The 20,119-nt window shown below is 67.9% G+C and carries 20 protein-coding genes and 4 tRNA genes; 15 read left to right on the forward strand and 9 right to left on the reverse strand.

Translation table 11 applies throughout. From position 1 onward, the window contains the following. Window positions 1–55: 55 nt before the first annotated feature. Window positions 56–451 (reverse strand): hypothetical protein, encoded by a 396-nt coding sequence (locus ACFXNW_RS12985; RefSeq protein WP_379417833.1) that lies wholly within the window; start codon window positions 449–451, stop codon window positions 56–58. Between the two features lie 105 nt (window positions 452–556). Further along, complete coding sequence (locus ACFXNW_RS12990) at window positions 557–952, reverse strand: VOC family protein (protein WP_379418136.1); 396 nt, start codon at window positions 950–952, stop codon at window positions 557–559. Window positions 953–1,195: 243 nt separating this feature from the next. Here ACFXNW_RS12990 and dapB point away from each other — a divergent pair, with 243 nt between their 5' ends. The 7 genes from dapB (at window position 1,196) to ACFXNW_RS13025 (ending at window position 7,283) form a co-directional block, all read left to right on the forward strand. Continuing rightward, entirely contained in the window at window positions 1,196–1,948 is a 753-nt protein-coding gene (dapB, locus tag ACFXNW_RS12995) for a 4-hydroxy-tetrahydrodipicolinate reductase (RefSeq protein WP_379417834.1), read from the forward strand. Window positions 1,949–2,013: 65 nt separating this feature from the next. Next, a complete protein-coding gene (locus tag ACFXNW_RS13000) occupies window positions 2,014–2,457 on the forward strand; it encodes a hypothetical protein (RefSeq protein ID WP_379418137.1) in 444 nt (147 codons plus the stop codon). A 27-nt stretch (window positions 2,458–2,484) separates the two neighbouring features. Continuing rightward, entirely contained in the window at window positions 2,485–2,937 is a 453-nt protein-coding gene (locus tag ACFXNW_RS13005; RefSeq protein ID WP_379417835.1) for a flavodoxin family protein, read from the forward strand. A 98-nt stretch (window positions 2,938–3,035) separates the two neighbouring features. After that, a complete protein-coding gene (locus ACFXNW_RS13010) occupies window positions 3,036–3,737 on the forward strand; it encodes a response regulator (RefSeq protein WP_379417836.1) in 702 nt (233 codons plus the stop codon). Beyond that, complete coding sequence (locus ACFXNW_RS13015) at window positions 3,701–5,023, forward strand: ATP-binding protein (protein ID WP_379417837.1); 1,323 nt, start codon at window positions 3,701–3,703, stop codon at window positions 5,021–5,023. Before ACFXNW_RS13010 ends, ACFXNW_RS13015 begins: the two co-directional genes overlap by 37 nt. Next, a complete protein-coding gene (locus ACFXNW_RS13020) occupies window positions 5,016–6,035 on the forward strand; it encodes a hypothetical protein (RefSeq protein ID WP_379417838.1) in 1,020 nt (339 codons plus the stop codon). Before ACFXNW_RS13015 ends, ACFXNW_RS13020 begins: the two co-directional genes overlap by 8 nt. Before the next feature lie 36 nt (window positions 6,036–6,071). Then, on the forward strand, window positions 6,072–7,283 hold the full coding sequence (locus ACFXNW_RS13025) for a winged helix-turn-helix domain-containing protein (protein ID WP_379417839.1): 1,212 nt from the start codon (window positions 6,072–6,074) through the stop codon (window positions 7,281–7,283). Window positions 7,284–7,443: 160 nt separating this feature from the next. Here ACFXNW_RS13025 and ACFXNW_RS13030 read toward each other — a convergent pair whose 3' ends face one another. After that, a complete protein-coding gene (locus ACFXNW_RS13030) occupies window positions 7,444–7,950 on the reverse strand; it encodes a hypothetical protein (RefSeq protein ID WP_379417840.1) in 507 nt (168 codons plus the stop codon). 208 nt (window positions 7,951–8,158) lie between these two features. Here ACFXNW_RS13030 and dapA point away from each other — a divergent pair, with 208 nt between their 5' ends. The 3 genes from dapA (at window position 8,159) to ACFXNW_RS13045 (ending at window position 13,963) form a co-directional block, all read left to right on the forward strand. Then, the gene (gene dapA / locus ACFXNW_RS13035) at window positions 8,159–9,082 is read left to right on the forward strand and encodes a 4-hydroxy-tetrahydrodipicolinate synthase (RefSeq protein ID WP_379417841.1); all 924 of its coding nucleotides are present in this window, start codon (window positions 8,159–8,161) and stop codon (window positions 9,080–9,082) included. Then, window positions 9,079–11,112: a ribonuclease J gene (locus ACFXNW_RS13040; protein WP_379417842.1), complete on the forward strand. Its 2,034-nt coding sequence runs from the start codon at window positions 9,079–9,081 to the stop codon at window positions 11,110–11,112. Before dapA ends, ACFXNW_RS13040 begins: the two co-directional genes overlap by 4 nt. Before the next feature lie 226 nt (window positions 11,113–11,338). Beyond that, entirely contained in the window at window positions 11,339–13,963 is a 2,625-nt protein-coding gene (locus ACFXNW_RS13045) for a DNA translocase FtsK (RefSeq protein ID WP_379417843.1), read from the forward strand. A gap of 185 nt (window positions 13,964–14,148) precedes the next feature. Here ACFXNW_RS13045 and ACFXNW_RS13050 read toward each other — a convergent pair. The 4 genes from ACFXNW_RS13050 to ACFXNW_RS13065 form a co-directional block, all read right to left on the reverse strand. Then, window positions 14,149–14,221: transfer RNA gene (locus ACFXNW_RS13050), tRNA-Arg, on the reverse strand. Window positions 14,222–14,241: 20 nt separating this feature from the next. Further along, a tRNA-Leu gene (locus tag ACFXNW_RS13055) sits at window positions 14,242–14,318 on the reverse strand. Window positions 14,319–14,346: 28 nt separating this feature from the next. Next, a tRNA-Arg gene (locus tag ACFXNW_RS13060) sits at window positions 14,347–14,419 on the reverse strand. Between the two features lie 24 nt (window positions 14,420–14,443). Then, window positions 14,444–14,529 (reverse strand) — tRNA-Tyr (locus tag ACFXNW_RS13065). 683 nt (window positions 14,530–15,212) lie between these two features. Between ACFXNW_RS13065 and ACFXNW_RS13070 the strand changes: the two genes are divergently transcribed. Continuing rightward, the gene (locus ACFXNW_RS13070; protein ID WP_379417844.1) at window positions 15,213–16,190 is read left to right on the forward strand and encodes a TerC family protein; all 978 of its coding nucleotides are present in this window, start codon (window positions 15,213–15,215) and stop codon (window positions 16,188–16,190) included. A 48-nt stretch (window positions 16,191–16,238) separates the two neighbouring features. On the opposite strand, the gene ACFXNW_RS13075 is transcribed toward ACFXNW_RS13070, so the two are convergent. Further along, on the reverse strand, window positions 16,239–16,526 hold the full coding sequence (locus tag ACFXNW_RS13075; RefSeq protein ID WP_379417845.1) for a YciI family protein: 288 nt from the start codon (window positions 16,524–16,526) through the stop codon (window positions 16,239–16,241). Between the two features lie 37 nt (window positions 16,527–16,563). Beyond that, on the reverse strand, window positions 16,564–17,046 hold the full coding sequence (locus tag ACFXNW_RS13080; RefSeq protein WP_379418138.1) for an amino-acid N-acetyltransferase: 483 nt from the start codon (window positions 17,044–17,046) through the stop codon (window positions 16,564–16,566). A gap of 242 nt (window positions 17,047–17,288) precedes the next feature. On the opposite strand from ACFXNW_RS13080, the gene pgsA reads away from it, so the two are divergent. From pgsA to pspA, 4 genes are all read left to right on the forward strand, one after another. After that, window positions 17,289–17,945: a CDP-diacylglycerol--glycerol-3-phosphate 3-phosphatidyltransferase gene (gene pgsA / locus ACFXNW_RS13085; RefSeq protein ID WP_379417846.1), complete on the forward strand. Its 657-nt coding sequence runs from the start codon at window positions 17,289–17,291 to the stop codon at window positions 17,943–17,945. Continuing rightward, window positions 17,942–18,445 (forward strand): CinA family protein, encoded by a 504-nt coding sequence (locus tag ACFXNW_RS13090; protein WP_379417847.1) that lies wholly within the window; start codon window positions 17,942–17,944, stop codon window positions 18,443–18,445. Before pgsA ends, ACFXNW_RS13090 begins: the two co-directional genes overlap by 4 nt. Window positions 18,446–18,558: 113 nt before the next feature. Continuing rightward, entirely contained in the window at window positions 18,559–19,017 is a 459-nt protein-coding gene (locus tag ACFXNW_RS13095; protein WP_379417848.1) for a helix-turn-helix domain-containing protein, read from the forward strand. A 217-nt stretch (window positions 19,018–19,234) separates the two neighbouring features. Next, the gene (pspA, locus tag ACFXNW_RS13100; RefSeq protein WP_379417849.1) at window positions 19,235–20,068 is read left to right on the forward strand and encodes a phage shock protein PspA; all 834 of its coding nucleotides are present in this window, start codon (window positions 19,235–19,237) and stop codon (window positions 20,066–20,068) included. The last annotated feature ends 51 nt before the right edge of the window (window positions 20,069–20,119 follow it).

A 20,119-nucleotide genomic window follows, 5' to 3' on the forward strand; every position in this document is an offset into this window, starting at 1 on the left:
GCAGCTGCGGACCAAGCCGAACAAGAGCCCGATCCCAGCCGTCGGCCGCAGCAGGTCAGCCTGAGCCGACCGCAGTTTCGTGGACGGTGAGCCACTGAACGCCGGGCCGGCCTTCCTGCGAGACCAGCACCGCGCTCACCCGGCGGCGCGATATCTGCCCGGCGTGGTGGTGTGATTCCAGGAATCGCACCACCACCATTCGGGATTCTGCGGCGAGTTCTTCGAGTTCACTGATATCGATATGCAGCCCGGGTTGCGCGTTTCGCGCACCACGAAGTCCGGTCAGCAATTCGTTTCGCCGCATGATGTCGCCCGCAGTGGTCACCATCGAAAAGGACTCGTGTTGCGCGGCGGCGAATCGGTCGAACACTGCATCGGGCGCCTCGGAACCGAGCCACGTCGCCAAGTCGGCGTGCAATTCTTCGACGGCTGCCTTGATATCGGCGTTCATGCGGTATCCATTCCGTGGCAGGGAGACAGTGTTCGATGATCGAACCACTACCGCGGTGGCGCTGTCCGCGAAGGGGCCGGGTCTGCGTCCCGGCCCCGATCGCTACTACTGGGGCCAGCCGCCGTACGGGACGGTGATCAGCTCCAGGTAATGCCCACTGGGGTCGAGGAAGTAGATGCCTCGGCCACCGTCGTTGTGGTTTATCTCGCCCGCGTCCTGCTGACGCGGGTCGGCCCAGTAGTCCAGCTTGTAGGACCGGATCTTGTCGTAGGCTGTATCGAACTCGGCTTCCGAGACCAGGAACGCATAGTGCTGGGGCTGGATGTCGCCGATGTGTGGTGGGAGGTTGGCGAAATCGAACGTGACGCCGTTACCGGTGCTGGCCGGAATGAACGGACCCCATTCGGTTCCGATGTCCACACCCAGAATGTCCGCCCAGAATTCGGCGGATACCCGATTGTCCTTGCATCCGACAATGGTGTGATTGAACTGTACTGACAGGGGAATTTCTCCTCGAGTAGTGACGGTCCCGACCCCGGGCTCGGTACAAGGCGGCCAACGGGAGCACCGTCACAAGAGATCACATTAACGGCTGTTCCGCGACGCTGCCAACCCCCGATTTCGATTGCGCCACCGCAGCATCGGGCGAATGTGATCAGGCCCGCAGGTGGGCGCGCCGACCGCGCCGCGCCGAAACGTTAGGCTCGGCGGACAACAGCCGGACGAAAAGTAGGGAGACCAATCGTGACCGCACCGATTCGGGTGGGTGTGCTCGGCGCGCAGGGCAAGGTCGGACAGGCGATCTGCGCGGCGGTCGAGGCCGCCGCCGATCTGGAGCTGGTCGCGGCCGTCGACAAGGACGACGCCCTGGAGAAGTTCCTGGAGACCGGAACCCAGGTCGTGGTCGACTTCACCCACCCCGACGTGGTGATGGGCAATCTGAAGTTCCTCGTCGAACATGGCATCCACGCCGTCGTCGGCACCACCGGCTTCGACGCCGCCCGCCTCGACCAGGTGCGCGGTTGGCTTGCGGGCAAGCCGCATGTCGGAGTACTGATCGCGCCGAACTTCGCGATCGGTGCGGTGCTGTCTATGCGGTTCGCCGAGCAGGCGGCGCGCTTCTTCGAATCGGTCGAGGTCATCGAGCTGCACCACCCGAACAAGGCCGACGCGCCGTCGGGCACCGCCTACCGCACTGCCGGGCTCATCGCCGAAGCCAGGCAGAAGGCCGGAGTCGGCCGCAGCCCCGACGCCACCAGCACCGAGCTGGAGGGCGCGCGCGGCGCCGACGTCGACGGTGTGCGAGTGCATTCGGTGCGCCTGGCCGGCCTCGTCGCGCATCAGGAGGTGCTGTTCGGCACCCAGGGGGAAACGCTGACCATCCGGCACGACTCGATCGACCGGTCCTCCTTCGCCCCCGGCGTGCTGCTCGGCGTGCGCCGCATCGCCGAGCGTCCCGGACTCACCGTCGGGCTCGATCCGCTGCTCGACCTGTGAGCGCGCAGGACCCGGTCCAACCGGCAGGCGCGGGCCCGAGCCGCGACGTCGTCAAGGTCGTCGTCATGGTGGCGGTGCTGGTGCTCGTGCTGGTCTTCTACTTCCTGTTGCTCGGCCGGATCGCGATCAGCCTGATCGGTGATGGTGGCGCCGCTGCCGTCGCTATCGGGATCGGCGTGCTGATCCTGCCGTTGCTCGGAGTGTGGATGGTGTACGCCACCGTGCGCGCCGCGCTCGCGCATCAGCATCTGGCCCGGCGTATCCACGACGAAGACCTGGAACTGGATGTTTCGGAGCTGCCTCGGCGGCCGTCGGGACGAATCGAGCGCGCCGCCGCCGACGAGCTGTTTCTGAAGGTCAAGCAGGAATGGGAGGCCGACCCCGACAACTGGCGGGTCTCCTACCGGCTCGCCCGCGCCTACGACTACGCAGGCGACCGCGGCCGGGCCAGGGCCACCATGCGCCGCGCGGTGGAGCTCGAGAGACACGAACGCGAACAGCGCGGGTAACTGCCACCCCGGGATACCCTCGTCGACGTGCCGCGACTGCTGATCGTCCACCACACACCGTCACCGTTCATGCAGGCGATGTTCGAGGCGGTGGTATCGGGCGCGACCGACCCGGAGATCGAGGGCGTGGAGGTCGTGCGCCGCGCTGCGCTCGCGGTTTCGCCGACCGACGTGCTGGAAGCAGACGGTTACCTGCTCGGCACCCCGGCCAACCTCGGATATATGAGCGGCGCCCTCAAGCACGCCTTCGACCTCATCTACTACCCCTGCCTCGACTCGACGCGCGGGCGCCCGTTCGGCCTCTATCTCCACGGCAATGAGGGCACCGAAGGCGCTGAGAAGGGAGTCACGGCAATCACCACCGGGCTCGGTTGGCTGAAGGCTGCTGACTACGTGGTCGTGTTGGGCAAGCCGACCAAGGACGACCTCGAAGCGTGCTGGGAACTCGGTGCGACGGTCGCGGCCGGATTGGCGCCCTGACCCGCCCCCGATTATTGGTGGCTGACCACGCGACGGTTGGGCAGGCATACTTCTGAAAGAACCAATAGTGCGGTCCGCGGTGGACCGAGTTGCTCGGGATGGGAGTTGTCGAGGTGACGTGGGCCGAAGGGGTCGAGAACACACCACGCCGGATAGGGCTGGTCGAAGACCATGAATCGGTCGCGATCGGCTTGGCGGCGATGCTCGCACCGCACCCCGATCTCGACCTGGTCGCGACGGCGGGCACGGTGGCCGAACTGCTCGCCGATCCCGCGGTAGCCGATCCGGTGGATCTGGTGGTGCTCGATCTGCGGCTGGCCGACGGATCCACCCCCGAGGACAACGTGCGCGGGCTGCGCGAGCGCGGCATGGAGGTGCTGGTGTTCACCGGCGCGGACAATGCGTTCCTGGTGCGTTCGGCCGCACGCGCCGGTGTGCTCGGAGTGGTGCGCAAGTCCGAGGACGTGCCGACCGTTGTCGCCGCGGTGCGCCGGGCCGCCTCCGGTGAGCAGGTCGTCACCACCGACTGGGCCGCCGCCATCGATGGGGACCCGCAGTTGTCCAGCGTGGGTTTGAGCCCGCGCCAGGAAGAAGTGCTCACCCTCTACGCGTCCGGGGAGAAGGCGTCCCGGGTGGCGCGGCTGACCGGGTTGTCGGAACAGACCGTCAACGACTACCTGGGCCGGATCCGGCAAAAGTACTCCGACGCGGGACGGCCGGCACCGACCAAGACAGATCTGTACAAGCGTGCCGTGGAGGACGGATGGCTGCCGGTCCCCGAGCGGCATCTCCGCCCGTGATCGCGTCCGGCTTGCTGGACACCGCACCGACCACACCGGCCACCCCGCTCGACCGAGTTCGCGCGACCCGATGGTGGCGGGGTCTGGCCGCGGTGTCGCGTGATACGGCCGCCGACGGTGCCTCTGAACGCATCCTGCGCCGATTCGGCCTGGTCATCGGCCTGGCCGGGGTGATCGCCGGACTTGTCGAACTGCCCGAGATCGCCGATCAGAGCCGCGATATCGCACCGGGCGCGACGATCACCGCGGTGCTGCTCGCCTTCGGCATGTTCCCGGTGCTGGCGTTCGTGTCGATCGGTGCGCGGCCCCGAACCATCCGCATGGTCAGTGGCGCCGCCGCGATCAGCTTCCTGGCGGCGATGGTGGTGATCCTGCTGGCCTACTCCCAGCCCACCGACGCCATCGGCTCGGTGTGGGTCTATCGGGTACTCGCCCTCGGTGTGCTCGCGGCCGCGCTGGCCTGGACCACCGGGCCCGCGATCGGCTACCTGTTCGTCGGATCGGCGCTGTCTGCCGTGGTGAATCTCTTCGTGGTGCCGGATGTTTCGCCCTTGGCGACGGCGGGCGACTTCGCGCGTGCGGCCGGACTGTGCGCGCTGTTCCTGTGGTGCGTGGTCTACGCCAGGGACGCCGGTGCCCGGGTCGACCGGGAGTCGGAGGTCGCGAGCAGCCGGGCCGCCGCTGTGGCGGGCGCTGCGGCCCGCGACCGGGAACGTGCCCGATTCGCCGCCCTCATTCACGATGCGGTGCTCTCGACACTGCTGGACGCCTCGCGCGGCGGCACCGAATCACCGGTGCTGCGCCGTCAGGCCGAACGCACCATGGAACAGCTCGACGAATCACGCGCGACCAGCACGGATCCGGACCATCTCGACGCACAGTCGGCCATCGGCTTTCTGCGTTCGGCGGTGCACGAGGTGAACCCGGGGATCGAATTCACCGCACGGCGAACCGCCGGATTCGACGATCTGCGCCTGCCGGTGACCGCCGCGAGCACGATCGCCGCCGCGCTGGCCGAGGCCGCGCGCAACAGCCTGCGGCATGCCACGATGCCGGGCAGGGAAGTGCGTCGTGCCGTCACCGTGACGGTCAGCGCAGGCGGTATCCGCACCGAGATGCGCGATGACGGTGCGGGATTCGATCAGAACCTGGTTCCCGTGGACCGGCTCGGCATCTCGGTCAGCATCCTCGGCCGGATGCGTCAGCTCGCGGGCGGCGCCGGATTCGTGGAGGCGGCGCCGGGCCAGGGCACGACCGTGACATTGGTGTGGGGTGGCGATGGCTGAGACGAGCGCGGATTTCGGATTGCGCGATCTGCTCGGCCTGCGCGGCCCGGCGGGCTGGCTGTTCCTCACCGTTCTGGAACTGACCATCGTGCTGTACATGGTGCGCAACTTCACCCAAGCATCGATCGTGCCCGCCACGGCCGCGATGGTGCTGCTGGTGGTGTCCGGCGTGGTGGTGCTGATGATCCCGGTGGATCCGCTGCCGTGGCCCGCAACCACCTACATCGTGATCGCCGGACCACTGGCGACGGCGCTGACCACCTTCGATATCCAGGAGTACCCGTCCAGCCAGGTGTGGACGGCGTTCGCGTCGTCGTATGTGCTCGCGGTGCTGGTGCTGCGTGGCCGGATGGGCGCGGCCTGGCTCGGCGTGGCGGGGGTCGCCGTGGTGGTCGCGGTGGTCGGTGCGGTCGCCGGACTGTCGGCGGGGGTGATCGTCGGCTCGATCGTGCCGGTGGCCACCGTCGCGGGGGTGTCGGTATGCGCGCTGATCATGCGACCCACCCAGCGTTCGCTGCGGCTACTGCGCGAGGAGGCCACCATGCGCGCGGCCGCCGAAGCCACCATGGCGGCCGAGAACGGTGAGCGTGACCGTCAGCTGGCTCGGCTGGACAAGGTGGCGCGGCCGATCCTGGAACGTATCGCCGACGGTGTGGAACTCACCCCGTTCGAACGCGAACAATGCCGGCTGCTCGAGGCCGAACTGCGTGACGGCCTGCGCGCGCCCCAGCTCGCCACCGACGAACTCAACAGCGCCGCCAGGGGTGCGCGTTCGCGCGGAGTCGAGGTGGTGTTGCTCGACGACGGCGGGTTCGACGGTGTGCCGCGTTCGGTGCGCCGTCGCGTCATCGAGGCGGCGGTCAGGGAACTGGACGCGGCCAACGCGGGTTCGGTCACCGTGCGCATCCTCCCGACCGGTCGTCGCATCCTCGCCACGGTGCTCGCAAACGCGCCGGAGCAGGATCGGCGTACCGAAATCGACCTGGCCGGCCAGGTGGCGGTCTCCACCTGAGCACGACCTGTCGTACCCCCGTGGCAAGGTGGCCGTATGCGGACGATGAGCGCGGCGGCGGCGCGGCGGACGGTGCTGGCGGCGCAAGGCTTCGGTAGGCCGCGGCCGTCGAAGGCCACCCGGCGCACCGTTCTCGGTGTACTCGGCAGAACCCAGCTGCTGCAATTGGATTCGGTCTCAGCGGTGGTCCGAGCGCACTATGCGCCCGTCTTCAGCCGGATCGGCGCCTACGACCGCGCTGTGCTGGACGAGGCCGCCTGGCACGGCGGCACCCGGCGTCCGCGCGCACTGGTGGAGTACTGGGCGCATGAGGCGGCGCTGATGCCGATCGAGGACTGGCCGCTGATGCGCTGGCGCATGCAGCGGTATCGGCACGGCCGCTGGGCGGGAATGCGCGCGGTCGTCGAGCGAAACCCCACGCTGGGCAAGGACATCCTCGACGTCATCACCGAGGTCGGCGCGGCAAGCGCGGGGGAGGTGGAACGTCATCTGGAGCTGGACAAACCGCGCCCGCCAGGGTCGTGGTGGAATCTCAGCAACACCAAGATGATCTGCGAACAGCTCTTCGCCGCCGGTGAGCTCTCGGTGGGCAAGCGAGTGGGATTCACCCGGCACTACGATCTGGCCGAGCGGGTCCTGCCCGCCGAGGTGTTCGGCCGTTCGGTGCCCGAAGACGAAGCCGTGCGCGAACTGGTGCTGCGCGCGGCCACGGCGCTCGGTGTCGCCACCGAAACCGATCTCCGCGACTACTACCGGCTGGCGGGTACGCAGACCCGGCCCGCGCTGGCCGAACTCGTCGACGCGGGCGAACTGATCCCGGTGGAGGTCGCCGACTGGGGCGCACCGGCCTATCTGCGTGCCGGAGCCGTGACCCCGCGCCGGGTCGAGGGAACCGCGCTGCTGTGCCCGTTCGACCCGTTGATCTTCTTCCGCGCCCGCACCGAGCGGATCTTCGACTTCCACTACCGGATCGAGATCTACACACCGGAACACAAGCGGGTGCACGGCTACTACGTGTTCCCGTTCCTGCTCGACGGTGAACTCGTCGGCCGCGTCGATCTGCGCGCCGAACGTGGCACCGGGCGTCTGCTGGTCCCGGCCGCGTTCGCCGAGCCCGGCCGCTGCGACGCGCGGACGGCGCAGGCGTTGTCGGCGGCGCTACGGGAGATGGCCGACTGGTTGGAACTAGACGATGTCGTCCTCGGCGATCGCGGCGACCTGATGCCGATACTGCGCGCGGTGAGCTGACGCTCGACGAGCCGGTGCATCGCGAGCTGAATGTCGCCGCGCTACCGGCGACGTCGCATCGGTGGCCGTGTCACCTCCGATGGTGGGGTGCGCACTGGGCGGCGTGGGCTCGGTGGAGACGAGACTGCACGGCTGACGGCGCAGGCGTGTCAGCGTGGGCTCAGGCGGGGTTGTCGGTGTCGCGCGAGGAACCGCCGGTATCGCGGGGGTAACCACCGGTATCGCGTTTCGGGCTGCTGCCGTAGCCGCGCATCTGGTCCCGGAGCGCGCCCGAGACCACGCCCGACATCCATGAGTTCAGCGATTGCCCACTTTGTGCCGCGGCCTCCTCGGCGCGGGCCTTCACCTGCTCAACCAGACGCAGGGTGACCCGGCTGATATCGCCGGTCATGTCCTCGATGGTCGGGTGCTCGGACTCGGCGGCGGGGTTTTTGCGCACATCGACAGTGGCGTCGGTGCCGTCCATCGACACGTGCACGGTGCGGTCGCCGAGTGCGGCGCTGACCTCGGTAGCCATGTCGGACAGCGCCGACAGCAGCACCAGTCGCTGCGAACTCTCCACGGCCGCGGCCAATGCGGCGGCCGTGGCCTGGGTCTTCTCATCGCCGAGGGCCGCTGCCGCGACCAGATCCGCGCGCAAACGGGCGGTGTATTTGTCCAGATCCATGACACCAGTGTGACGTCGTCTGTGATGTCATTCAAGGACTATTTTGGCGTCAGTACGACACTATGAGATGGGTATCATGTGCCCGGCGTCTCCGAACGGCGACGAGGGTGTCGAGGGTGTGTCCCGGACCGGGTAGCCTTTCTGACCATGACGAACGGTGAATCGACGCCGACACCGCGGTGCGAGGCGCAGGCCCGGAGGCGGCATCATGCGTAACCACCCAGGGCCGGGCAGCGCTGGCGATGCGACTCGGCTCAGTGCCTCCGGCACGGTCGGCGTCGCGATGGTGACCCCCTTCAGTCCCGAGGGCAAGCTCGACGTCGACGCCGGCGTCGCGCTGGCGGCTCGCCTGGTCGACCGCGGTGTCGATCTGCTCGCGATCTCCGGTACCACCGGTGAATCGCCGACCACCACCGAGTCGGAGAAGGCCGATCTGCTGCGCGCCGTCGTCGACGCCGTCGGCTCCCGCGCCACCGTGATCGCCGGTGCGGGCACCTACGACACCGCGCATTCGGTAGAGCTCGCGCGCAACGCGCAGCGGGCGGGTGCTCACGGTTTGCTGGTCGTCACGCCGTACTACTCGCGGCCCACCCAAGAAGGGCTGATCGCGCATTTCACCGCGGTCGCCGATGCCACCGATCTGCCGGTGACCCTCTACGACATTCCGCCGCGCTCGATCGTGCCGATCGCCTCCGACACCATTCGCCGCCTGGCCGAGCATCCGCGCATCGTCGCGGTCAAGGACGCCAAGGGTGATCTCAACGCAGGCGCCGAACTCATCGCGACCACCGGCCTGGACTTCTACTCCGGCGACGACACGCTCAACCTGCCGTGGCTGTCGATCGGCGCGACCGGATTCATCAGCGTCATCGGCCATCTGGTGCCGGAACGGCTGCGCGAGCTCGTGCAGGCCTACACCTCCGGTGACGTGGTGCGCGCCCGCGAGATCAACGCGGGCCTGGTGCCGTTGAATGCCGCGATGGCGCGCCTGGGCGGTGTCGCGATGTCCAAGGCGGGTCTGCGCCTGCTCGGTATCGAGGTGGGTGAGCCGCGATTGCCGCAGCTCATGCCCGGCCCCGACCAGCTCGACCTGCTCAATGCCGACCTCCGGGCCGCCGGAGTGCTCGGATGACGGCCCCGCTAGGCCGTCGTCCCCGCCGCACCGCCAGCCGCGGTGCCGGTCCGGCCGAACCGCGCCCGCCGCAGCCGCCCGCACCCGCGCCGGAAAAGTCTGCCGACACAACACCTTCCGCGCCGAGCGAATCCGAACAGCCCACCGCCGCGGCACCAGCGAAGAAGGCTGCCGCGAAAGCTGCTGCCCCGGCGAAGGCCACCGCGCCCGCGAAGTCGGCCGCGCCGGCCGAGTCCCGCGGTGGCCAGTCCGACCGCCCGCGCAGGCAGGGCGGGCGCTCCCGCCAGGGCGGCGGCCGTGGCCGCGGCGATCAGTCCGCCCCGCAACCGGATCCGCGCGCTGCCGTCGCGCCGCAGGACCGTCTCGGTACGCCGCCGAAGGCGCCGCGCAACGGCCTTCGGGTCTTCGCGCTCGGCGGCATCGGCGAGATCGGTCGCAATATGACCGTTTTCGAATACGGCGGCAAACTGCTCATCGTCGACTGCGGCGTGCTGTTCCCCGAGGATCAGCAGCCCGGTGTCGACTTGATCCTGCCCGACTTCCGCCCGATCGAGGATCGGATGGACGACGTGGTCGCGGTCGTGCTCACCCACGGTCACGAGGACCACATCGGTGCCGTGCCGTTCCTGCTGCGGCTGCGCCCCGACATCCCGGTCGTCGGTTCGAAGTTCACCCTCGCGCTGGTCGCGGCGAAATGCCGTGAACACCGCCAGCATCCGAAGCTGGTGGAGGTCACCGAGGGCCAGCACACCACGCACGGGCCGTTCGGCTGCGAATACTTCGCGGTCAACCACTCGATTCCGGACGCCATCGCCGTCGCCATCCGCACCCCCGCGGGTGTTGTGCTGCACACCGGCGACATCAAACTGGACCAGCTGCCGCTCGACGGCAGGCTCACCGACCTGGCCGGGTTCTCCCGCCTCGGAGACGAGGGCGTCGACCTGTTCCTGGTCGACTCCACCAATGCCGAAGTTCCCGGCTTCGTCACCCCCGAACGAGAGATCGGCGGAGTGCTCGACACGGTGATCGGCAAGGCCAAGGGCCGGGTGATCGTGGCCTCCTTCGCCAGCCACGTGCACCGCATCCAGCAGGTCGTCGACGTCGCCCAGAAGTACGGCCGCCGGATCTGTTTCGTCGGCCGGTCCATGGTCCGCAATATGCAGATCGCTCAAGACCTCGGCTATCTGACGGTGCCCGACGGCCTCGTCGTCGAGCTGGATCAGGCCGCGACCCTGCCCAGCGACAAGCTGGTGCTCATCTCGACGGGCTCACAGGGCGAACCGCTGTCGGCGCTGTCGCGGATGGCGCGCGGCGACCACCGCCAGATCAACATCAGGGCCGACGATCTCGTGGTGCTGGCCTCCTCGCTGATCCCCGGCAACGAGAACTCGGTCTTCGCCGTCGTCAACGGCCTGGCCCGGCTCGGTGCCTCGGTGATCACCCAGCAGAGCGCGAAGGTGCACGTCTCCGGCCATGCGTCCGCGGGCGAGCTGCTCTACCTGTACAACGCGGTGCGGCCGACCAATGCCATGCCCGTGCACGGCGAATGGCGGCACCTGCGCGCCAACGCCGCGCTCGCAGTGGCCACCGGCGTCCCGGAGGACCGTGTGGTTCTCGCCGAGGACGGCGTGGTGGTCGATCTGGTCGACGGCATCGCCTCGATCGTGGGCCGGGTGCCGGTCGGTCACGTCTACGTCGACGGCCTGTCGGTCGGCGACGTCGGCGAATCGACCCTGTCGGATCGTCTCGTCCTGGGTGAGGGCGGCTTCATCGCCATCACCGTCGCGATCGACGAGACCACCGGTAAGGCGGTGAGCCCGCCGGAGGTGAGCGGTCGCGGGTTCTCCGACGATCCCACCGCACTCTCGGACGCCGCGCAGCTGGTCGAGTCCGAGCTGCTGCGCCTGGCCGGTGAGGGCATCACCGACACCCACCGCATCGCCCAAGGCGTGCGCCGGGTGGTCGGGCGCTGGGTAGCCGATACCTATCGGCGTCGGCCGATGATCGTGCCGACCGTCATCGGGGTCTGACAACCGCACGCAATCGCGAGTGAAACCCGCCGGATGCCTCGTCATCCGGCGGGTTTTCTGCTGTCGGCGCGGTGGCAGGCGCGGTGTGTCGGCGTGTCCCGCGCCGCAGTCCGGTGCATGATGAAACCTCATCACCTGGGCATTCGCCCCGCTCATCAGCATTAGTTACAGGCGATACCAGTGTTGCGGATGGTCCTGATGGTGCGTTTACGGCTAGCCTGAGTTCATGGCAGGTAAGTCCCGCAGCACCACGACGACACGTGCGCGGGCGGGATCGGCACGGGGGCGGACAACTGCGGCCTCCTCGCGTTCGGCTACGAACCCATCTCGTTCGGCGACTCGCACCGGTTCCGCCGCACGCGGCCGCACCACGGCGGCCCGCGGCCGCGCGTCGGCCGGACGGGTCCGGGCCACCGGCCGCCGCCCGGCCCGGCGCCGATCCGATACCGCACCGCTGGCCGTCATCGGGCGCGGGATCAGCGGCGGCTGGACCATGATTGCGCGTGGTCTCGGCGCCACCACCCGCACTTTGAGCCGGGCCGGTGAGATCGAGCACGGCCACCGCCGCGACGGCATCGCCCTCGGCCTGATCGCCCTCAGCGGCGTCATCGCCGCCGCCGTCTGGCTCTCGGCAGGCGGGCCGATCGGCCACTTCGTCGAAGACGCGATCCGCGCGGTGTCCGGCTCTGCCTCGGCCGCCTTGCCGTTCGTGGCAGCAGGCATCGCGCTGGTGCTGATGCGCACCGAACCACATCCGGAGATCCGGCCGCGCCTGGTGCTCGGCGGTCTGCTCATCGGACTGCCGTTGCTGGGGCTCTGGCATATCGCCGCGGGCGCCCCGACCGACGCGCATGGGCGTTCGCGCGCCGCCGGTTTCGTGGGATTCGTCGTCGGCGGCCCGCTCACCGACGGGCTGACGGCTTGGTTGTCGGTGCCGATCCTGTTGCTTGCCATCGTCTTCGGCTTGCTGCTCGTCACCGGAATCACCGTCCGTGAATTGCCGGAACTGTTCCGGCACTACTTCGGCACCGCCAGCGGTGGCGACGAATACGACGACTACGACCCCGAATTCGCCGGCGGAGGCTATGACGCCGACGGCTTCCCGCTCTCGCGCAGTGGCTCCCGCCGCCGTGGCCGGACTCCGGCGGAGAACTATCCGACCGACGAGTTCGCCGGCTCCGACGCCGTCACCGAGGCGCTGGGCGAACCGCCGCTGCGCGATGCCAAACCGATCGCCGAGCAGGCGCCGGCCGAGCCGCCGAAGCCCAAACCCAAGCCGAAACCGGCGAAGGCGGTGGACCAGACACCGCCGCCGCCGAAGGAGCAGGAGTTCATCACCGACCGGGTCATCGAGGGCGACTACACGCTGCCGCCGATGAATCTGCTCACCGACGGCGACCCGCCGAAGAAGCGCAGCGCCGCCAACGAATCGATGATCGAGGCGATCACCGAGGTGCTGGTGCAGTTCAAGATCGACGCCGCGGTCACCGGCTTCGTGCGTGGACCGACGGTCACCCGCTACGAGGTCGAACTCGGCCCCGGGGTGAAGGTCGAGAAGATCACCGCACTTGCCCGCAATATCGCCTATGCGGTCGCCACTGAGAACGTGCGCCTGCTCGCGCCGATTCCGGGCAAATCGGCGGTGGGTATCGAGGTACCCAACTCCGATCGCGAACTGGTGCGGCTGGCCGATGTGCTCAAGGCGCCCTCCACGCGCAATGACCACCATCCGCTGGTGATCGGCCTCGGCAAGAACATCGAGGGCGAGTTCCTCTCGGCGAACCTGGCCAAGATGCCGCATCTGCTGGTGGCGGGCTCGACCGGTTCCGGTAAGTCGAGTTTCGTGAACTCGATGCTGGTGTCGCTGCTGCAGCGGGCCACCCCGGATGAGGTCAGGATGATCCTGATCGACCCGAAGATGGTGGAACTGACCCCCTACGAGGGCATTCCGCATCTGATCACGCCCATCATCACCCAGCCGAAGAAGGCGGCTGCGGCGCTGGCCTGGCTGGTGGAGGAGATGGAGCAGCGTTATCAGGACATGCAGGCCAACAAGGTCCGCCATATCGACGACTTCAACAAGAAGGTGAAGTCGGGCGCGATCACCGCACCGCTTGGCAGCGAACGCGTCTACCGCCCGTACCCGTACATCCTGGCCATCGTCGACGAGCTCGCCGACCTGATGATGACCGCGCCGCGTGATGTCGAGGACGCCATCGTGCGGATCACTCAGAAGGCGCGCGCCGCGGGAATCCATTTGGTGCTGGCGACTCAGCGTCCGTCGGTCGACGTGGTGACCGGCCTGATCAAGACGAATGTGCCGTCGCGGCTGGCGTTCGCGACCTCATCGCTCACCGATTCGCGCGTCATCCTCGACCAGCCGGGGGCGGAGAAGCTCATCGGTATGGGTGACGGCCTGTTCCTGCCCATGGGTGCGGGCAAGCCGACCCGTCTGCAGGGCGCCTATATCAGCGACGAAGAGATCCACGCCGTCGTCGAGTTCAGCAAGAACCAGGCCGAACCCGAGTACACCGAGGGCGTGACCGCGGCGAAGGCGGGGGAGAAGAAGGACGTCGACGCCGATATCGGCGATGACCTGGACCTGTTCGTGCAAGCCGTGGAGCTGGTGGTCACCTCACAGTTCGGGTCCACGTCGATGCTGCAACGTAAGCTGCGCGTCGGTTTCGCCAAGGCGGGACGGCTCATGGACCTGATGGAGACTCGCAACGTGGTGGGACCGAGCGAAGGGTCCAAGGCGCGCGATGTGCTCGTCAAGCCGGATGAGCTGGACGGGCTGCTGTGGTCGATTCGCGGGGGTGGGGACGAGGCGCCCGAGGAGTCCGAGGACTGATTCCCCGGTCGTATCCGGAAGGTTTGCTCTGGCCGATCCGCAAGGCCGCTATGGCATGCGGGATCGGACGAGGAGTGACCTCCGCCGTAGCTCACCGTGGAGTCGAACCACGCGACCGGGCCTTATGAGAGCCCGGCGGCAACCTGCGTGAGCCTTGGCCGAGTACGTCGCGGTACTCGGCTGCGTGCGCTCGGGAGGATTCGAACCTCCAGCCTTCTGATTCGTAGTCAGACGCTCTGTCCGTTGAGCTACGAGCGCTTCACCCGCTGGTGGCGGGCTGGTTCCCTCGGCGAGAGTCGAACTCGCAACCTCCGGTACCTGAGACCGGCGCCTCTGCCAGTTGGGCTACGAGGGATCGTCTATTCAGTTGTGCGTGGTGCGCGTGCCCGTGGGTGGGGTCGAACCACCGGCCTGCGCCGTCGGAGGACGCCGCTCTTTCCGCTGAGCTACACGGGCAGGAGTTATCGGGAATTCAGGAATTGGTGGCAGCAGGAGGATTCGAACCTCCGGTGGCGTAATGCACCTGATTTACAGTCAGGTCCTTTCGTCCGCTCGGGCATACTGCCGTTCTATTTCCATGCGCAAATTTATGCGCACACGAAAAAGGGGCCATTCCTGGCTTTTCGCCCTGGAATGGCCCCGTGCTGGATCGTGAAGATCGAGCTAGGGGCCGCTCCGGGCGCGAGCGAGGCGGTCGGTATACAGCCCGGCCTCGGGCATGACGAATCCGCTGAGCCGGCGCGCGACGCCGAGTCGGCACAACTGCCGCTCATGAATGCGCTGCACGCTCATGGCTCTAACCTTTCGTCTGAAGTGTTGGTATGCGGGTGGTTTCGATGACGGGTCCTACGGTAGCACCCGAATAATGTTCGGGAAAAGCCTTTTTCGGCTCGGAATAATTGACATTTGCGCGCCAAAAGTGGTGGAGCGGGCCACTACGTGTTCAGCGAACGTCGGTCGCCGCTGAATCGCGCGCGGCCTTCGGCACGTCGGCGGGGTGAATTGCGGTGATGGGACAGACGTCACAGGGGCGGTTTCATGTGCCTCGCTGCGACTGGCGACAGGGTGCCCCATGTACCGATGCCGCCCGGTCATCGGCGAGAACCCAGGAGGCGAGTCGGCCGTCATGTAGTGGAAGCGATGCCCGACAGATGTGAAATCATGGTGAGCAACCAACCCGCAAGCCGAGCGAATCGGGCAAATCGGGCATGATTGACGCCATGATCCTTACTGCCGATAGGGGCGCACCATGCAGGTGACCGCGCTGGAGTGGGGGATCACCATCGCGGTGATCCTCGGCTTGTTCGTCTTCGACTTCTTCGCCCATGTCCGTACGCCGCATGAGCCGACCTTCCGGGAGTCCGCCTTCTGGTCGACCGTCTACATCGGCCTTGCGCTGGCCTTCGGCGGTTTCATCGCCTGGAAGTGGGGCGGGACGTTCGCGGGCGAGTACTACGCCGGCTTCGTCACCGAGAAGGCGCTCTCGGTGGACAACCTGTTCATCTTCCTGATCATCATGTCGACCTTCGCGGTGCCGCGGATCTACCAGCAGAAGGTGCTGCTGATCGGCATCGTGGTCGCGCTGGTGATGCGGGGCATCTTCATCGCCGTCGGCGCCGCCGCGATCAGTGCGTTCAGCTGGGTGTTCTACCTGTTCGGTCTTTTCTTGGTCTACACCGCGGTCAAACTGCTGCGCGAGAGCGGTCATGAGGTCGAGGAGGAGGAGAAACGCGACAGCCGCATCGTCGCGCTGACCAAACGCCTGGTACCGACCACCGATGAATACGACGGCGACAAGCTGCTCACCAAGGTGAACGGCCGCCGGGTGGTCACCCCGATGCTGCTGGCCCTGCTGGCGATCGGGTTCGCCGACCTGCTCTTCGCCCTCGACTCGATCCCGGCCATCTACGGTCTGACCGAACAGCCCTACATCGTCTTCGTGGCGAACGCGTTCGCGCTGATGGGCCTGCGTCAGCTGTACTTCCTGATCGGTGGCCTGCTCGACCGGCTGGTGTACCTGTCCTACGGTTTGTCGGCGATCCTGGCGTTCATCGGTGTGAAGCTGGTGCTGCACGCCCTGCACGAGAACACGCTGCCGTTCATCAACGGCGGTGAACACGTCTCGGTGCCGGAGATCTCCACCGCGTTCTCGTTGTCGGTGATCATCGGGATCCTGGTGGTCGCGACCGTGGCCAGCCTGCTGCGGACCAGACAGACGGCAAAGTAGCGGCAACTCGGTGGCGCCGGCCCGGTTCGCGGGCGGGCGCCACCGAGTTCACGCCTCGCTCATGGCTCCGAAAATGGGCAGCCACTCGTTCACCCGGACGTCGGTGATCAGGTTCTGCCTGGCGAACGGGTCCTCGGCCAGTAGCTCATGCAGCGCGGCCGCGTCCTCGGCCCGGAACACCAGCAGCGCACCCGAACCATCCGGGTAGGGCCCGCTGGTCAGCAGAGTGCCCTCCGCGAGCCGGTCAGTCAGCCAGCCGCGGTGCACGGGGCGATGCTCGTCGCGGCCGGGGACGGTGTCGGCGGTGTAGGTGTAGTGGACGGCGAACAGCGGCACGATCGATCGCTTTCTGTCGAGGGGAGGGCGGGATCGCTCAGAGGGTGAGCAGCATCCGGGTGTTGCCGAGGGTGTTCGGCTTGACGTAGCTGAGATCGAGGAATTCGGCGACACCGGTGTCGTAGGAGCGGCACATCTCGGCGTACACCTCGGCGGTCACCGGCGTCCCGTCGATCTCGACGAACCCGTGCCTCGAGAAGAAGTCGACCTCGAAGGTCAGCACGAACACCCGGCTCAGTTCCAGCTCCTCGGCCACCTCGATCAGCCGCCGCACGATGAGCTTGCCCACACCGTGGCCCTTGACATCCGGATGCACCGCGACCGTGCGCACCTCGCCGAGATCGGCCCACAGCACGTGCAGTGCGCCGCAGCCGACCACCCGGCCGTCGAATTCGGCCACCCAGAATTCCTGTACCGCCTCGTACAGGTTGACCAGATTCTTCTCCAGCAGGATCCGGCCCGCATAGACGTCCACCAGGGCTTTGATCGCGGGGACGTCGGAGGTTCGGGCGCGGCGCATCGTCGGAACACGATCATGGGCGCCGGCCGATCCGGTGGCGGGCGCGTCCAACGGTGCCGCGTCTGCCGGATCGGCGGGCACCGCGGCGGGTGCGTCGCTGGTCGAACCACTCAGTGGTCCCCGTGAGGTCATGGGGTGCACAGTAGTCGGCCCCGCTACCGATAGTCTGGAGATGTGCCGCACACCCAGTCGTACCGCTCAACGCATCGCGCCGGGCAGCGCGACTGGGTCGAGAGGCGGCCATGAGCGCGCAACCCGAGGAAATGGACCGCGGTTGGTCCGGTCCCGCGCCGCTGCGCCCCGGCCTGGTACCTCCGCCCGCCGAGCCCGCCGTTCCGCTGCTGAACATCGCGAATGTGCTGACCATGGCCAGGATCGCCCTGGTCCCGCTGTTCGTGCTCGCGCTGTTCGCCGGAGGTGGTCACGACACCGCGTGGCGGGTCACCGCAGCCGCACTGTTCGGGCTCGCCGCCATCACCGACCGGTTCGACGGGCAACTGGCCCGCAAATACGGTCTGGTCACCGACTTCGGCAAACTGGCCGACCCCATCGCGGACAAGGCGCTGATCGGCTCCGCGCTGATCGGGCTGTCCGTTCTCGGTGATCTGGCCTGGTGGATGACGATCGTCATCTGCGGCCGTGAACTGGGCGTGACGCTGTTGCGGTTGATCGTGGTGCGCCGTGGCGTCATCCCCGCCGGGCGCGGCGGCAAGCTGAAGACCCTGGTGCAATCGCTGGCGATCGCGGTGCTGGTGCTGCCGCTCGCAGGTGGATTCGCCACCGCAGGGATGGCGCTGATGTGGGCGGCGCTGGTGCTGACCGTGGCCACCGGACTCGACTACGTCGGCGAAGCGGCGCGCGTCTGGTTCGCCGGATCCGCCCGCAACCGCGCCGCATGAGGGATCCCCTCACCGCCGGTGTGCCCGCCGCCGAGTTGGTGGCCGCGCTCACGGCAGCGGATCAGACCCTCGCCACGGCCGAATCGCTGACAGCGGGGCTGCTCAGCGCCACCATCGCGGGTGTTCCCGGTGCCAGCGTGGTGCTGCGCGGTGGGCTGGTCGTATACGCCACCGACCTCAAACACAGCCTGGCCGGTGTCGGCGCCGAAGTGCTCGCGACCGAAGGTCCGGTCGCCGCCAGCACCGCCGAACAGCTCGCTGTCGGCGCCCGCACCCGCTGCGGCGCCGACTGGGGAGTCGGGCTGACCGGCGTCGCGGGACCTGATGAGCAGGGTGGATACCCGGTCGGAACCGTGTTCCTGGGGCTGGCAGGTCCGGGGCATACCGAGGTGATGCGGTTGAAACTGTCCGGCGACCGGTGGAACATCAGACTCGGTGCGGCTCGGACCGCCGTCGCCGAACTCCTGCGTTGTGTGCGGGGGCCGGCGCTACCGGACTGAGTTCGCGGGCGAGATACCTCGTTCGGGAACCAACCGGGCGCGCCGGGACGTTGTGCCAGAAAGAACGGCGCATGCGCGCCGACGGCCTGGAAACAGGAAGTTAGGAGACCGAGATGACGCTGCTGCGAGAAGCGATCGGTGACAGTCTGCGGCGTGCGCGTCTCGCCCAGCAGCGAACCCTGCGCGAGGTGTCCACGTCCGCGCGGGTGAGCCTCGGCTACCTGTCGGAGGTCGAGCGGGGCCGCAAAGAGGCCTCCAGCGAGTTGCTCGCCGCGATCTGCGAGGCACTCGACGTCCCGCTGTCGCGGGTGTTGTGGGACGTGAGCACGATCATGGCCGGTAGGGACGATGTACGCGAGGCCGCCGTCGCGGTGCCCGCCGAACCGGGTGCGGCCGAGGCCGTACCGGCCGGCGGTGGGGCCGAGCATGAGCCCGCACCCGCCGAAGCCGCGGCCGAGCACGAACCGGCGGCTGCCACGATGTCGGTGGCTCGCCCGCACATCGACGACGACACCAGGATCGTCATCCCCGCTCCGCGCTCGGACACGCTGGTTCTGGTGCGCAGCGCATGAGCCCGAATTCGGGGGCGAGCCGTGGCAACGCTGCGGCCCACCCGCAAAAGCGGATAGATTCGTCATAGGTGCCCGAACGGGCCGAGTCGGCCCCGACCCTCGCGGGGTTGGCCCGGACCGGGCGCCACATGGTGGAGGATAGGCATATACCGGGTGCGTGACGGTCGCGCACTGGAGTCGCGCACAGCGGCGCAGCAGATGGAGGCGGGATCAATCGATGGCTAATCCGTTCGTCAAGGCCTGGAAGTACATGATGGCCCTCTTCGATTCGAAGATCGAAGAGCACGCGGATCCGAAGGTCCAGATTCAGCAGGCTATCGAGGAAGCGCAGCGCCAGCATCAGGCCCTCTCGCAGCAGGCCGCGTCGGTCATCGGCAACCAGCGTCAGCTGGAGATGAAGCTCAACCGGCAGCTCGACGAGGTCGAAAAGCTCAACGCCAATGCCCGTCAGGCCGTGATGCTGGCCGATCAGGCCACCGCGGCGGGCGACACCGAGAAGGCGATCCAGTACACCAACGCCGCCGAGGCGTTCGCGGCGCAGCTGGTCACCGCCGAGCAGTCGGTCGAAGATCTGAAGGTGCTCCACGATCAGTCGCTGCAGGCCGCCGCGCAGGCCAAGAAGGCGGTCGAGCAGAACGCCATGCTGCTGCAGCAGAAGGTCGCCGAGCGCACCAAGCTGCTCAGCCAGCTCGAGCAGGCCAAAATGCAGGAGCAGGTCAGCGCCTCGCTGCAGCAGATGGACTCCACGCTCTCGGCGCCCGGCTCCACCCCGAGCCTGGACGCGGTGCGCGAGAAGATCGAACGCCGCTACGCCACCGCCCTCGGTTCGGCCGAACTCGCGCAGAACACGGTGCAGGGGCGCATGCTCGAGGTGCAGCAGGCCAGCATCCAGATGGCCGGGCACAGCAAGCTCGAGCAGATCCGCGCCTCGATGCGCGGCGACGCACTGCCCTCGGGCGGTGCCACGCCCGCGATCAACCAGGGGCAGGCGCAGGCCGATCCGGCGCAGCCGCAGCCGCAGATGAACAAGGGCCAGACCGCGCAGCAGTAGCGGTAGACGCGAGGAAGATCGATGGTGGCGAGTGTGCGGGCGTCCGGTAGA

The sequence above is a fragment of the Nocardia sp. NPDC059180 genome (assembly GCF_042754945.1).
Lineage (GTDB): Bacteria > Actinomycetota > Actinomycetes > Mycobacteriales > Mycobacteriaceae > Nocardia.